At 28.4% G+C, this 15142-nt stretch carries 12 protein-coding genes; 7 read left to right on the top strand and 5 right to left on the bottom strand.

Annotated elements, in window-relative coordinates; translation table 11 throughout:
* Positions 1-145 precede the first annotated feature (145 nt).
* Both Q0H31_RS11030 and Q0H31_RS11025 read right to left on the bottom strand, forming a co-directional pair.
* Positions 146-355 carry a DUF2905 domain-containing protein gene (locus Q0H31_RS11030; protein WP_295298160.1) on the bottom strand — a complete coding sequence of 70 codons (210 nt, stop codon included), beginning with the start codon at positions 353-355 and terminating at the stop codon, positions 146-148.
* Positions 356-380: 25 nt separating this feature from the next.
* Positions 381-1067 carry a TrkA family potassium uptake protein gene (locus tag Q0H31_RS11025; RefSeq protein ID WP_013243783.1) on the bottom strand — a complete coding sequence of 229 codons (687 nt, stop codon included), beginning with the start codon at positions 1065-1067 and terminating at the stop codon, positions 381-383.
* A 228-nt stretch (positions 1068-1295) separates the two neighbouring features.
* Here Q0H31_RS11025 and Q0H31_RS11020 point away from each other — a divergent pair, with 228 nt between their 5' ends.
* From Q0H31_RS11020 to Q0H31_RS11000, 5 genes are all read left to right on the top strand, one after another.
* On the top strand, positions 1296-1799 hold the full coding sequence (locus Q0H31_RS11020; RefSeq protein ID WP_295298158.1) for a hypothetical protein: 504 nt from the start codon (positions 1296-1298) through the stop codon (positions 1797-1799).
* A 22-nt stretch (positions 1800-1821) separates the two neighbouring features.
* Positions 1822-2601, top strand: a complete 780-nt coding sequence (locus tag Q0H31_RS11015; protein WP_295298156.1) for an SDR family NAD(P)-dependent oxidoreductase — start codon at positions 1822-1824, stop codon at positions 2599-2601.
* Between the two features lie 29 nt (positions 2602-2630).
* On the top strand, positions 2631-4496 hold the full coding sequence (locus Q0H31_RS11010) for a hypothetical protein (RefSeq protein WP_295298154.1): 1866 nt from the start codon (positions 2631-2633) through the stop codon (positions 4494-4496).
* A 3-nt stretch (positions 4497-4499) separates the two neighbouring features.
* Positions 4500-5429 (top strand): lysophospholipid acyltransferase family protein, encoded by a 930-nt coding sequence (locus Q0H31_RS11005; protein ID WP_295298152.1) that lies wholly within the window; start codon positions 4500-4502, stop codon positions 5427-5429.
* Between the two features lie 108 nt (positions 5430-5537).
* The gene (locus Q0H31_RS11000) at positions 5538-7046 is read left to right on the top strand and encodes a Do family serine endopeptidase (RefSeq protein ID WP_295298150.1); all 1509 of its coding nucleotides are present in this window, start codon (positions 5538-5540) and stop codon (positions 7044-7046) included.
* 479 nt (positions 7047-7525) lie between these two features.
* On the opposite strand, the gene creD is transcribed toward Q0H31_RS11000, so the two are convergent.
* Both creD and Q0H31_RS10990 read right to left on the bottom strand, forming a co-directional pair.
* A complete protein-coding gene (creD, locus tag Q0H31_RS10995) occupies positions 7526-8893 on the bottom strand; it encodes a cell envelope integrity protein CreD (protein WP_295298148.1) in 1368 nt (455 codons plus the stop codon).
* 536 nt (positions 8894-9429) lie between these two features.
* The gene (locus tag Q0H31_RS10990) at positions 9430-10356 is read right to left on the bottom strand and encodes a hypothetical protein (RefSeq protein ID WP_295298146.1); all 927 of its coding nucleotides are present in this window, start codon (positions 10354-10356) and stop codon (positions 9430-9432) included.
* Between the two features lie 560 nt (positions 10357-10916).
* On the opposite strand from Q0H31_RS10990, the gene Q0H31_RS10985 reads away from it, so the two are divergent.
* Entirely contained in the window at positions 10917-12077 is a 1161-nt protein-coding gene (locus tag Q0H31_RS10985) for an iron-containing alcohol dehydrogenase (RefSeq protein WP_295298144.1), read from the top strand.
* Positions 12078-12223: 146 nt separating this feature from the next.
* A complete protein-coding gene (locus Q0H31_RS10980) occupies positions 12224-14272 on the top strand; it encodes a methyl-accepting chemotaxis protein (protein WP_295298142.1) in 2049 nt (682 codons plus the stop codon).
* 42 nt (positions 14273-14314) lie between these two features.
* Here the strand turns inward: Q0H31_RS10980 and Q0H31_RS10975 are convergent, their stop codons facing one another.
* Positions 14315-14992, bottom strand: coding sequence for a pseudouridine synthase (locus Q0H31_RS10975; RefSeq protein ID WP_295298141.1), 678 nt, complete (start codon positions 14990-14992; stop codon positions 14315-14317).
* Positions 14993-15142: the final 150 nt, after the last annotated feature.

Genomic DNA, 15142 nt, shown 5'->3' with positions numbered 1-15142 from the left:
ACTCCCCCGCACGACTAAGAAGTTATAATTAAAGCATAGCATTACCGTGCGGCAAGGTGGTACAGCTCGTACGCGGGAAAAAGTTGAATAAAACAAAAAACATACAAACAATGAAATTGAAACAATATAAATGTTTATTAATTTATTAAAATTTAGAAATTATCCACATTATAAAAGACAATATTATGCTTGCTATTATAGAAGTTACTATTGGAAAAGCAAAAGCGAAATTTTCTCTTTTTATCACAATATCACCCGGAAGCTTTCCAATTGGAATTTTTAATAGTATCAATATGCCTATTATTATAGCAATAATCCCTACAACAATAAGCATTTTTGCAAAGTAGTTATTCATTATACTTCTCTTTATTTATAAAAAATTATTCAGAAAGTTTTCTATTTAATTTTTCTATATCTTTATCATGTCCTGCTATTACAAGTATATCCCCCTCAACCATAGACTCATCAGGGTCAGGTGTACAATCAACTATAATCTTTTTCTCTCCCAATATACTTGTTGTCTCTTTTTTTATAGCTACAACATTAATTTTATATTTCTTTCTCAAATCGAGTTCTTTTAAGTTTTTACCAGCAAGCCCCGCATGCACAGGAAACTCTACTATAGAGTGATATTCAGTTAAGTCATATAAAAGCAGAGAATCTCCAACTTCAAGCTGCTCTGCTATATGTATACCCATAGATTCTTCTGGGCTTACAAGGTGGGTGATTCCTATTTTGCTTAATATGGCTTTATGTCTTTCGTCAGAATATCTTGCTATTATGTTTTTTACATTCAATTCTTTTAATATTAGTGAAGTTAATATGCTTGTCATAATGTCTTCACCTATTGTAACTATAACAGCATCGAATTTATTAATTTCTATAGCCTCTAATGCCTCTCTTTGAGTAGAATCCAATTTCATAGCTTGAGTAACACTATTTTTTATGGCTTCTATTTCATTAATGTCATTATCTATTGCCAATACTTCTATTGAAGGTTTATTCATTAATCTATTTATTAGAGCCTTACCTAAAGTACCAACTCCTATAACAGCATATTGTAGCATTTGAATACCTCTATAAAAATAATTTTTTAATATATATAATTTAATAATTAAGTTTAATTATGTTTTTATTATAGTTTAATATAAAAAATTGTCAAAACAAAATTAAAATATAGGTATTATATGTATTATAATATAGTATTAAATTTTGACTTAGGCTATTGCAATCATATTATTAATATATATAATATTAAATGTAGTTATAATATAGAAGAATTGGAGGTACGCTATATGAAAAATAAAAAATTATACTTGTTTATAACTGTTATGATGATGATAGTATTATCTTCTTGCGGAACTGGTGTCAGCAGAAACAATCCTGAGGGCTGGATAAATGATGATACTTTCAGAGTAATGGGAATGGGTTCGCCTAGCGAAGATATAGATGTTGATGATAAGTTTAGAAGGGAAGTTGCATCAAGACAAGCTGCAGAATTGGATGCTAAAAATAAAATAGTAGCTAAAATAGTTGGTTCTTATGTGGAATCTTTAAGCTCTACAGAAAAGGGTATGATAGATGAATATGTAATACAAGAGAGAGTTGCAGGAAGAGTGAGAGGGGTATCTATAGTTGAGAGTAAATGGGACTCTAAGCAAAACTGTACGGTTGTAGCTGAATTATATTCAAAGGGATTAAAAAAACAAATGGATAATTTAATTTCAAAATATCTTCAAGAGGTTGGCATGCAATACACTGCTGAAGATGTTGCTGGCAGAATAAGAACTGCTGAATAAATAATTATAAAGGCAAGTTTTTATGTATAAAGAAGATATTAAAGGAAGATTAGCTTTTATTTCTGGGGCTAGTGCTGGTATTGGCGAAGCGGTTGCTAAGATGCTTGCTTCTAATGGTGTTAATCTTATTTTAACAGCGAGAAGAATTGAGAAATTAGAGTCTCTTAAAAGTATGTTGGAAAAAGATTATAATGTAAAAGTAAAGGTTATAAAAGTAGATTATGCTGATACCAATAGTATAAAAAATGCTGTCTCTTCATTAGAAAATGAATGGAAGAATATAGATATACTTATTAATAATGCAGGACTTGCTTTGGGTAAGGATTATTTTTATAACAATGACATAGAAGACAGCTTGCAGATGATAAGGGTAAATTGTGAAGGTTTAATAGTATTAACAAGAATGATAATACCTTTAATGCTTAACAGTAAAAATGCTGATATCATTAATTTAGCTTCCACTGCTGCAGATGAGGCTTATTTTGGAGGTGCTATTTACTGTTCTACTAAGTCTTTTGTAGAGATGTTTGGAGATGTTTTAAGAGTTGAGTTAATAGATAAGCCTATAAGAGTAACTAATATAAAACCGGGTGCTGTAAACACAGAGTTTTCTACCGTGAGATTTAAAGGAGATAAAGAAAAAGCTGATAATGTTTATAAGGGTTTTGATCCTTTATATGCTGAAGATATAGCCGATAATATAGAATACGTTATTACTAGAAAAAGACATGTTCAAATATCTAGTATGACTATTTTGGCTGGCAGTCAGGCCACAGCCACTATGATACATAGGGGTAAATAAATATATATATTTTTTAGGAGTTATTTTCTATGGGTGATATAGATAATACTAGAAATAGATTAAAACTAGATAATCTTAAAGAAGATGATAGAAGAAATTTATTTAATAAGTTTGTAGATGCAGGCGGAGAGGTAATAACGAATAGGAAAAAGCAGACTACTATCGATTATTCATCTAAGAGAAGTACCCCTAGTTATAATAAACCTAAAAATAATAATCTTAATAATAATACGCCAAGAGGAAATTATGTTTATACTAATACACCCTCTCAAGCTCCTAAAAAAGAAAAGACAAATAATACATTAGTTGTAAAAAAACAAAAAAGTGTATTTTTAAATTTAAAATTATGGCTTGATGCTCTATCTAATAAAACGATAACAACTTTTGGCGGAAATGTACATAATAAGTTTTTGGGCTTTATAGATAAAAGTGTTATATCAGCATTTTTGGAGATGGATACTCTTATATTTAATGCACTAAATCCAGTAGATGATAGTTCTATGGAGCCTAAAAGTAAAAAAGAAAAAATATTAGCTCAATTTGCCAATGATTTGGAAGATATTGAACTTTTAGAACGTGTGAAAGATCAATATGATGAAAATATTTACAAAACTTTTTTAAGACAGTATAAAGATTTACATTCTCCTACAAAAGCACGCAGTTATGTGAATGAACTTAAAGCTATGTTTAAACCTTTATATATTTTGCATGCTTATTCTTCAAAGTTAAAATTGGCTGGTGAAAAAGCTTTAATTGCATATTCTATAGTAGATAATATTAGTAAAGGCGTAATTAATCCGAGAATATCCAGCTTTAAAAAAGATGTGGATTTGATATATTCTAAATATTACCCTAAATTATTATCATTGCTTCAATATGCTTCTAAAGAAAAACTTGAAACATTATCTGAAATTAATAATTTTTTAGGAATAACAGATACAGATATAGTTGGTTATTATACTAAGTTGAAAAAAGAAAAAGAGTTAAAGCTTAAAGAAGAAACTACAAAACAGAAACAAGAAGAGGAAAAAGATAATCAAACTCCTGAAGATAATGAAGAAGAAAAATTAATGAAAATAGAGTCTATAGGCGTAAAACTTATAGAGAAAGTTGTTTCATTTAGAAAAGCAGATAATAATATAGAAATAGAAGGGGACCCTTTCTTTCAAGTATCAGATGATGATAAAATTTATAGAATAAAAGTATTATTAGATTTTTTAGATAAAGAGTATTCTGTATTATTTGTTTCTAATAAGGTAAAATATAATCTAATTTATGATAATTTGATTAGAACAGATTATAAGAGTGATTTTAATAATATATTTTTATCATTATCAGATTCTAATTCGAGATTTTTAGAATATAGCGATATGTGCAAAAATGCTTTAAAAATAGAGCAAGATACTACGATGAGATTTGAACAGAGAGTATCGATGTTGGCTGAAAAGAATGGACAAATATCTTATACTGCTAAAAATTTAAAATCTCATATAGTTTCTATAATATCTTCTTTAAAAAGGAAATTAGATAAACTATTATTAGATAAAACGGAAAGAGAGAGAATAATAGCGAACCCTAATGATATATTGACTTTCTTTTCTGATATTAGCGGAAGTAAAAAAAGAATAGAAGGATATAATGTATTAAAGGCATTAACTGAAGCTTATTATTTTATATCTGGTTTTTATTATTTGATTACATCAGGAGAATTGGCTGGGGCTGGAATATTAATTGAGGGTTCTAAAAAGGCCGAAAATAAAAACAATTCTAATAAAGATGCAAATAATAATAACAGTGAAAATAAAAAAGATGATTTAGATGATAATTTAAAAAATATTGAAAAAGAAATAACAGATGAGTCTGAAGAAAATAAAGATGATAATACTCAGGAGTAGGAATTGGCTTATAAATCAAAAAAAATTATTATGCTTGAATATATTCCATTAAGAATATTAATGGAGATTATATCATTTTTTCCTTATATTTTTGTAATATTTTTTGCAAAGATTATAGGGGGTTTGATGTTTTATGTAGCTATGCATAGCAAAAAAGTAGCTTTGATTAATTTGAAGCAGGCTTTTCCGGAAAAATCTTATTTGGAGAGAAGACTTATAGCTAGGCGTTCTATGAAATCTATGCTTATGACTTTTGCGGAGTTTATAAAGGCTTCAAGAATGTCTGATGAGCAAATATTAAAACGTGTAAAGATAGAAGGCAGGGATATATTTGATAAGGCTTTGGAAGAAAAGAAAGGTGTTGTAGTTATCACGGGGCATATTGGCAATTGGGAATATATAGCTTCATATTTTGGTATTAAAGGGTATAATCCGAGTGTGATAGTGAGACCTTTAGATAATCCCAAATTAGATGCTTATATGAAGTCTTGGAGAGAAAAGAGAGGTGTAAAATGTATTGCAAGAAAGGGGAATTTGAAAGATATATTTTATACTTTGAGAGAGAATAAGGCTGTTGCTTTTTTATGCGATCAGAATTATATAGATGGAATTTATGTTGATTTTTTTGGAGAGAAATGTGCTACTGCTGTTGGACCTATTGCTGTGGCTATGAAGACTAAAGCTCCTATAGTTATAATGTATGATGTGCCGGATAGGTATGGTCATCATAAAATAGTCGTTTCTGAGATAATGCATATTGAAGAGAAAGAAACCAAAGAGGAGACTTTATATTATAATACTCAAAAATATACTAAGAAGTTAGAAGAAATTATAAGAAAGTATCCTGAAAATTGGCTTTGGGTGCATCCGAGATGGAATACTCGACCTAATGGTGAGCCGGAAATTTTTTATAAGCATAATAATTACAGATAATTTTACTTTACTTTTTTATAATGGGTTTATATAGTTAAATCATCATTCAATCAATATAATAAAATTAGTGATATAGAAAAACCACAATTATAGGAGGTAATTATATATATGAATCAAAATAAAAAATCATTTATGTTTTTTCTCAATCTTGGGCTTACATTTACTTTGTTAGGAATAATAATATCATTTTTTATATTCTCTTATGAAAAGAACTCTAAAGACGGCGATTTTGTTGTTCATGCACAGGCTGCACCGGAAAAAGCTGCTTTTAATGGTTCTTTAGACGGGGCTTTAGAGGTTGAGAGTGCTATTAGAGAAGTTGTTGATAAAAACATGCCTGCTGTTGTTAATATATCTACAGAGATTGAATCTGGTCAGACTTATGAAGATAGATATGCTGATGAGTTCTTTAGATTTTTCTTTGGCGATCAAATGCCTAGACAGAGAAGAAGTCAAAAATCTTTGGGCAGCGGTTTTATAGTTAATGATGAGGGATATGTTCTTTCTAACTATCATGTTGTTAAAGGTGCTACTAAGATTATGGTTACTTTGTATGGGGAAGATGAGGAGTTGCCTGCTAAATTAATAGGTTATGATGAGGCTTATGATTTGGCTTTATTAAAAATAGAATCTGACAGAGTATTCCCTTATGTAGCTTTAGGAGACAGTGATGCTATTGAGCCCGGTGAGTTTGCTATTGCTATTGGTAACCCTTATGGTTTGAATAATACTGTTACTTTTGGTATAGTTAGTGCTAAAGGAAGAAGCGATGTCGGTGCTAATAGGTATCAGAGATATATTCAAACTGATGTTGCTATAAACCCAGGTAATTCAGGAGGTCCTTTATTTAATATACATGGTCAAGTTATAGGAATTAATACTTTAATATATTCTACTTCAGGCGGAAGCATTGGTATAGGTTTTGCTACTCCTATTAATATTGCTACTTCTGTGATGAAAGATTTAAAAGAAAATGGAAGAGTTACTAGGGGATACTTAGGAATATATTTACAAGATATTGATGAAAATCTTTCTCGCGGATTAAATGTTAAGCAAAATACTGGAGTATATGTAAGCGAAGTTATACCTAATTCTCCTGCTTCTAAGGGCGGTTTACAAGATGGCGATATTATTATAGAGTTTGACGGCGAGAGAATGACTAAGAGTGTTGATTTATTTAATAAAGTTGCTACTACTAAAGTTGGAAGTAAAGTTGAAGTTAAATATTTAAGAAACGGTAAAGAAAAAATTACAAGAATTACAATAGAGGCTAGAGAGGAAGATGAGGAAGTTGTACCTAACTCTAATTCATCACAAAATAGCAGAGATGCTAATGCTTGGATGGGCTTAGATGTTTCTGATGTTACTCCGGAAATATCTCAAAGACTTCAGATTAGAAGTAATGAGAGAGGTGTTGTTGTAGTAAACATGACTCAAAACTCTAAAGCTTATACTGCAGGACTTAGACCTGGAGATGTAATTAAAGCTATTAATGGAATAACAATATCTAATATTGATGATTATAATAAGTTTGTTAAATCTTATGGTGATGATAAGTCTTTTACAATTACAATAAAGCGTTCTAGAATGACTTATGTTATTATTATAGAAGAATAAAGCATATATTATAAAACATTATTTTAGAGCTGGGATTATTACTTCTCAGCTCTTTTTTATTATTTTTATTGATGCTAAGTTTTGTTTAGTTCATTAGGCGTGTATACTCAACTAATATTTTTAATAATATGCATTGAATATAATGTTTTTATGTGATGCCTAAGTAAATATTTTTTGTTAAAAAATAAAGTTGTATTAAGTTTTAATATTTGTGTCTTTTTTACGGCTGCAGTAATATTTGTATTACTGAAAATCTAATTAAAATCCCCGCCCTTTAGTATTTTTACCTATTTTCTAATTTTAGCGTATATTAATTTTATGATTTTATTGCTATTTTAGTTTTCCCACCCAAGCTATATATAAATTTATGGTATATACACCGCACGCTAAGCAAAATTTTAAATATTGATAAAATTATGATTGAAATTTGGTTATATTAAAAAGTTTGCTACACCGTGCGGTAATAAGTTTTTAAGTTGTTAATTATTCTCACCATACCAATCTACATTGCGTGTGAAGTACATAGCAAGAGCAATAACGGCAAACAGACCTAATGTGCCCATAAGCAATGCATAGTCAGTAAGCTGAAGTATTCCAAACAAGAATATATAAATTAAAGCCTCTACTATAGCCATTGAAATAGTGTATTTTGGCGATTTTATAATGTAGCCTATATAAATAGAAGTTAAAGCTGTAACCATTAAGGCACTTATAAAATAACTAATATTAAAATTAATATGTTCAGATATTGCTAAAAGCAGAAGATAAAATATTGCATTAGCTATTCCTATAAGTATATACTGCACAGGGTGTATGCGTTTCTTTGAAAGCACTTCGCATAAAAATAATACAAAAAACGGAATGAATATAAATAATATAGCATATTTTACACTTCTTGAAGTTTTCTGATAATTGTCATTAAGAAGCAAAAATGATATTAAAACATTATTAGATTCTTGATTGCTTGTATAATATTGATTATTGTCTATATTATTTAACCTATTAGAATTTTCATCGCTAGTCCAATATTTTGTAAATGAAGTATTAAAACTCGCTATATTCCATTCAGCATTGAACCCATTATTATTAACTTCTCTTTTTGTTGGTAAAAATCCGCCTGTAAAACTTGGGTCTTTCCATTTTGAAGAGATTTTAAAAGTATTTTCAGAAGCTAATGGAGTTATTATAAGAGAGTTTCCTCCTTGAATGTCCATTGTAATATTAAAATCAAAACCGTTTAATATGCTGTCTCTTGAAATGGTGTATAAAAACTTATTGTTAAACATATTTAAGTTTATATTGATATTTTTTTCATAATATTTAAGTTTTTCATTTTGATTAATTAATATATTAGGAAGCTTCATAAGATTTTTTTTGTTTCCTATACCTAATATAATCATAGCCTCATCATAAAGTATAATTGTATTGTTTTCATCTAAATTATATATTTCAGCATTATATTTATCGAATCTTCCTGTGATATTTAACTTAGAATTAAAAATAGGTGCCTTAAAAATCCCTCTGCTTAAACTTGTAACTTCAACATCACCAGTAACATTATATTCATTAGGCATATAAAAAATATATTTCCTTGTGTATCCTATTTCTTTAGTATCGCTGTCAATGAACTTTTCTAAATACGGTATAGCTATAACCACTCCCTGTATATTAGCACTATCACCAACAGGCTCTATTATAGAAGATATAGCCTCATTTTGATATCGAATTCTATCTTTTACAACGCTGTTTATAAAAGTCATAGGTATTAAAAGCAATAGTCCTAATACAACTATTATTATTATTTTAAATCCTAAAGTTTTAGTTACTTCATTTATATTTTTTATCATGTTTAAGCCTTTATTTTTAATTAAATAGTTAAACTAAAAAAATTATATTTTGTCAAATTTTGCTATTTAGCGTATATGAATATTATTTTATAATATAATGATAGAAATATGAAATTTTATTATTCTTTTTCCCGCGTACGAGCTGTACCACCTTGCTGCACTACTCGCCTAGCTGTGCACTCCCTACAGTCGGGGGCTTATCGCACGGTAATGCTATGCTTTAATTATAACTTCTTATTCGTGCGGGGGAGTGCATTTTAATGTACAATTAAATTATAAAATTTATAATAAAAATGCAGTTCTTTTATACCAATACCACATGCACTTCCTTCGGTCGCGGTTCGGACTTCGTCAAAGTTTTTACCTTACGGGTACGATTCGAGAAAAGTATAAATTATTTCAGTTATTTGTATATATTTTGCCAAAGAGCAAAAAATTTATTTAAATATTATTAATTTTTATGCTTTAAAAAAGCATTAATGTTAATAAAATAAGTATTATAAAATACTCAAAAAATATATTATTTGAAATTATTATTATCTTTTTTTAAATTTACTAAAAGTCATACTTATAAAACCATTAGCCCAACTAAATACACCAATTTTTATAGATATGATTAAATATTTAAAAAAATTCATTCTTTTATCATCAGAGAATTTTATATTAAAATCATTATTATCTAAATTATTTTCAAAATATCCATGATAAAAATCAAATTTATGATACCCTGTGCCATCAAAACCAATATTGTTTGTAAAAGATTTTTTTGACGGCCAAACACATAATTTTTTATTTTTATACATATAAAATGATAAATAAACATCCCATAAATTATTTTGAATATAAAGATTATTCTTTACAGATTTTTTTATAGCTAATAAATGAAACCAAGAAAAAACGCCTCCTAATATTCTATGCTTAATGCTCTTATTATACCAAGAAGTATCACATGTATCCCAACCTATATCATTCCATTTATTTTTCCAAGTACCCCAACCCCAGCTATGAAAAGCATATGTAAATATAACATCATATTTATGTCTTTTAGTAGCATGTTTATGGGCAAATGCTGTTATAGTTATTACATCTTTATCATCTTTATAATAATTTAAAGCGTTATTCATAAATTCAAGAAAATATTTATTTGTTTCAATATCATCTTCTAAGCCTATAAAATATTCATGATTTTCAAATATAGTATTTACTGCTTTTACAGTAGAATGTTTGATACCTAAATTTTTTTCAGCTTCATATATATAAACATTTTTAAAACCACCTTTTACAGTTTTAAGATATTCTCTAAGCTCAGAAACAGATTTTTTGTCCTCTTCTTTGCTAGGAGCATCTGAAAATATATATAAATCTGTTTCAGATGCTAAAGTATTTTTCTTTAATGCTTCAATCACTCTTTTTGTATGTTCTATTCTATTATATACAACTAATCCTACAGGTGCTAAATTCATAAAAACTCCTTTAATTTTATATATGACTCTTTTATAAATAAATTGATTTTAGAACTGATATATTTATTAAATAAGATACATATTAAAAAGAGTTATTATTTTTGTGTTTTGAAAATACATGTCGAAATATATTATTTCATTTTTAATTATCAAATAATATATTGAATTAATAAGATATATTTTTATTATTAGACTAGCTAGAAAAAAATCTTGCAATGCCAATAGAGGCTTTGTATTATAAAAAATAGAATATATTTTATAGTATATTAATGAGTTTTGAGTTTTGAGTTTTGAGTTTTGAGTTTTGAGTTTTGAGTTTTGAGTTTCATAGTTTAATTATTATATTTTATTTATATTAATTTGTCAACATATTGATTTAAGTTAGTGCTTAAAGGCATATTAAAATTTATAACATACACATCTTAGATATAGCAGCGGTGCAAAGCCTCCACTACTGATAATAAAAACATAAAAACTATTATTAATTTGATTTAAATACTGCACAGTTGTATAATTTAAACTATTCATTATATTAATTATTAAAAAATAGGAGTTATATTATGGATTTTAATTTTTATATGCCAAGTAAAGTAATATTTGGCAGCGGTTCTCTAAATAAACTGCATAAGCAAAAACTTCCGGGCAAAAAAGCATTAATTGTTACAGGAGGAACTTCTATAAAGAAATATGGTTATTTAAATAGATTAGAAGAAGAATTAAAAAAAGCAAATGTAAGCTATGTTTTATTTGACAAGATTTTACCAAACCCAATAAAAGACCATGTAATGGAAGGAGCTGCTTTAGCAAAAAAAGAAAATTGTGATTTTGTTATAGGAATAGGCGGCGGAAGCAGTATAGACTCTTCAAAATCTATTGCTGTAATGGCAGCTAATGACGGAGATTATTGGGATTATATATTCGGCGGTACTGGTAAGGGCAAACCTGTGCCAAATGACCCTCTTCCAGTGGTAGCAATAACAACAACAGCAGGCACAGGTACAGAGGCTGACCCTTGGACTGTAATTACTAACGGCAATGAAAAAATAGGTTTCGGTTATGAGAAAACTTATCCTTATCTTTCTATAGTAGACCCAGAGCTTATGAAAACAGTTCCTCCTAAACTCACTGCTTATCAGGGTTTTGATGCATTGTTCCATAGCACTGAGGGTTATATTAATAAAATTGCAAGCGATATGAGTGATTTGTTTGCATTAAAAGCAATAGAGCTTATAGGTAAAAGTTTGGCTGATGCTGTTAAAGACGGCAACAACATGAAAGCAAGAGAAGATGTTGCTATGGCTAATACTTTATCTGGAATAGTGGAAAGCACTTCAAGCTGTACATCAGAACATTCTATGGAGCATGCTTTAAGTGCTTATTATCCAAAACTTGAGCATGGTGCTGGGCTTATTATAATAAGTAAAGAATATTATACTACAATAGCAAATGCTCATGACTGCGATAAAAAAATGATTGATATGGCTAAGGCTTTAGGTAAAAAAGATGCTAATAAGGCTATGGATTTTGTAGATGCTTTGGTTGATTTACAGAAGGCTTGCGGTGTAGATAATCTAAAACTTTCCGATTATGGTATTAGCAAAGAAGATTTGCCGAAAATAGCTAAGAATGCTAAATTTGCTATGGGCGGATTATTTGAATGTGATCCTCATAACTTTACAGATGAAGAAGTATTAACTATATTAGAGAAATCTTATAGATAATTATTATATAGATAATATTTTTTATTAAAACCATTTAAAAGCTATAGTATTACATTCATTTAATACTATAGCTTTTTTATATAATTATTTTATAATGGTTTTTATTTTATACAATATGAGAGAGATATATTAGGAGTTATTCAATTATGAAGAAAGTAAATAGTTTAGGTTTTAGAATACCGTTTGTAATATGTTCTATAGTTGTTTTAATTATAATAGTAATGTTAATATCTTCTGTTAATATAGCGAGTGTTGGTATAAGCAAAAGCAGATTAGGCGGTTTTAACAGCACTATAGCCGGGTATGCATCTGTTTTAGATACTTGGTTTGATTTGCAAACATCTTTAATAAGTACATATTCTGTAACTCCTACTGTTGTAAAATATTTAGAAAATGATGTGAATTTTACTGAAGAATTATTATCAGAGACTATAGATAAATTTAAAAATAACAATCTTTATCTCATTAATTTTGGTATAGCTGATTCTGAAGGCGATATATTTTTAGATTCATTATCTTCTTCTGCTTTGGGTAAAAACCTTAAAGATTATATCCCCAATGCTTGGAACAGATTAGTTGCTTCAAATACAGATGGAGTTGTTTATGCTGATGAACTCGTGCAATCTGAAATAACATCTAAATGGGCTATGCCTGCTATAAAACCTGTTAAAGATTCGTATAATATTACAATAGGCTATATTTATATTTTTTTAGATTGGTATATGCTTCATCAAACACATTTCTCTGATATAGATTTGGGAAAAACAGGAGGACTTTTTATAACCACTGACAAATTATATAATATAATGGATTCTTTATATGAGAATATAGCAGTTATGAAAATAAATCCAATATATGAGGAAGCTTTTAAAAGCGGTAATATATACGGTAATCTTACATATAATCTTGACGGACAAAAAAGAACGGCTGCATATCATAAATTAAAAAATCAGCCATGGATAATAGCACTTGCAATGATGGATTATGAGATATATGAACAGAATATAAAATTAATAATAGCCATAACTATAATAGGAATAGTATCTATAATAATTTTGGCTGTACTTGTTAATTTGTTTATAAGAACAATTACTAAGCCTTTAGAAATAGTAGTAGAAGAGGCATCAAAGATAGAGCGAGGTGATTTAAGCAGTTCTAAGCAGCGTATAAAATCGAGAAAAGATGAGATAGGTATTTTATCAAAATCTTTTGTGATCATGAGAAACAAATTAATAGAAACTATAACAGAAGTTAATGAAGCTTCTAATAATATAGTTAATGCTGCAAAAGAGCTTTCAAACAGTAATACAGATTTATCAAGAAGAACAGAATCACAAGCGGCAAGTTTGGAAGAGACTGCAAGTTCTATGGAGGAGATGGCTTCTACAATAAAATCTTCTACCGATTATGCTATAACAGGAAACAATATGATGGTCTCTTCTAAAGAGGCTATAGAAAGTGCCGGAAGCATTATAACAGAAACAACAAAAAATATAGAAGATGTATTTGAAGCGAGCACAAAGATAAAAAATATTACAAAAATAATAGAAGATATTGCTTTTCAAACAAACATATTAGCACTTAATGCTGCAGTTGAAGCGGCAAGGGCAGGAGACCAAGGTAAAGGTTTTGCAGTTGTTGCAAGCGAAGTTAGAAATTTGGCTCAAACTACTCAATCATCTGTAAAAGATATTACTGATTTGGTAGATAACACAAATGAAAAAATAAATAAAGCAACAGAAACAGCTCATCAATCTCAAGAGATATTTATTGATATTCAGCAAAAAATAGATGATACAGCTAAAATAATGCAAAATATTAGTTCTACTGCAATGGAACAGCAGGCTGGTGTTGATCAAGTTAATATTGCTGTTTCTGAAATGGATACTGTTACTCAGCATAATGCTTCTTTAGTTCAGGAGAGTGCTTATACTTCAGAAGATTTGCTCAAGCAGGCAAGAAGTCTTCAAGAAGCTATTAGCTTTTTTAAATTAAGCAGTGATGATATAAAAAAATCAAAAGAGGAAAAAACTAATAAAAAATCATATATTCCTCCAAAAAAAGATGATATTAAAAAAGAAGATACTCAAGTAAAACCTCCTAAAAAAGATGTAAGTATTTCTAATGACAGAGAGTTTGGAGAAACATTTTCTGGCTCAGGAAATATAACAGATGATGGTTTCAGCACTTTTTAATTAATATGTTTATTTAATTTTATTTTGATTGCATAATGCGGGTTATGATTCCATTATGCAGTCAATTTCTTCTTTTGTTAAATATTCAAAACTGCCTTCTTTAAGTTCGTTTAAAAATATATTATTAATTCTAAGTCTTTTTAGTATAATTACTTCAAAACCTATTTTTTGGCACATTCTTCTTATTTGTCTGTTTCTTCCTTCTGTAAGAATTATGTTAAATGAATTTTTTGTTACTCTTTTTGTTTTAGCTGGCTTTAATTTTTTTCCGTCTAAAGATATTCCATATTCTAATTTTTTTAATGCCCCATCTGATATATTATCATTTACTTTAACATAATATTCCTTTTCGCAATTAGAGTTTTCACCTATTATTTTTTTAGCAAATACCCCATCATTTGTAAGTAGTATAAGCCCATTGCTGTCTTTATCTAATCTTCCAACAGGATAAACTCCTTTCAATTTATTATTTAATAGCTGATAGATAGTCTTTCCTTCATCTTTGTTTGTAGATACAACATATCCTCTCGGTTTGTTTAATTTGATATATATTTTATTATTTTCATCTTTATTGCATTCTACTTTATCGGTTTCTGAAACTTGTGTTGCAGGATTGAGTATTATTTCTCCGTTTACTTTAACTTTGCCGTCTTTAATAAGATTGTCTGCCTCTCTTCTGCTTGCTATGTTCAGAGAGGCTATATATTTGTTTAGTCTCATATTTGTTTCTTTTATTAAAAAATTAAAAATATCTTATCATAATATGTATTTAAATCAATTAATATAAATATTATAGGGGCTGTCCTAGATAACTAAAAAAGCTCCTTTCTTGCTAAATTATATATAATTTCCAACTGTTTTTCAACTTTT

The sequence above is a fragment of the uncultured Brachyspira sp. genome (assembly GCF_934747485.1).
Lineage (GTDB): Bacteria > Spirochaetota > Brachyspiria > Brachyspirales > Brachyspiraceae > Brachyspira.
This window is presented reverse-complemented; position numbering and strand designations above follow the sequence as displayed.

Coding starts and splice junctions, on each gene's coding strand:
- Q0H31_RS11020 (WP_295298158.1), top strand. CDS start 1,296: ATGAAAAATAAAAAATTATACTTGTTTATAACTGTTATGATGATGATA.
- Q0H31_RS10975 (WP_295298141.1), bottom strand. CDS start 14,992: ATGAGACTAAACAAATATATAGCCTCTCTGAACATAGCAAGCAGAAGA.
- Q0H31_RS11025 (WP_013243783.1), bottom strand. CDS start 1,067: ATGCTACAATATGCTGTTATAGGAGTTGGTACTTTAGGTAAGGCTCTA.
- Q0H31_RS10980 (WP_295298142.1), top strand. CDS start 12,224: ATGAAGAAAGTAAATAGTTTAGGTTTTAGAATACCGTTTGTAATATGT.
- Q0H31_RS11010 (WP_295298154.1), top strand. CDS start 2,631: ATGGGTGATATAGATAATACTAGAAATAGATTAAAACTAGATAATCTT.
- Q0H31_RS11000 (WP_295298150.1), top strand. CDS start 5,538: ATGAATCAAAATAAAAAATCATTTATGTTTTTTCTCAATCTTGGGCTT.
- Q0H31_RS11015 (WP_295298156.1), top strand. CDS start 1,822: ATGTATAAAGAAGATATTAAAGGAAGATTAGCTTTTATTTCTGGGGCT.
- creD (WP_295298148.1), bottom strand. CDS start 8,893: ATGATAAAAAATATAAATGAAGTAACTAAAACTTTAGGATTTAAAATA.
- Q0H31_RS10990 (WP_295298146.1), bottom strand. CDS start 10,356: ATGAATTTAGCACCTGTAGGATTAGTTGTATATAATAGAATAGAACAT.
- Q0H31_RS10985 (WP_295298144.1), top strand. CDS start 10,917: ATGGATTTTAATTTTTATATGCCAAGTAAAGTAATATTTGGCAGCGGT.
- Q0H31_RS11030 (WP_295298160.1), bottom strand. CDS start 355: ATGAATAACTACTTTGCAAAAATGCTTATTGTTGTAGGGATTATTGCT.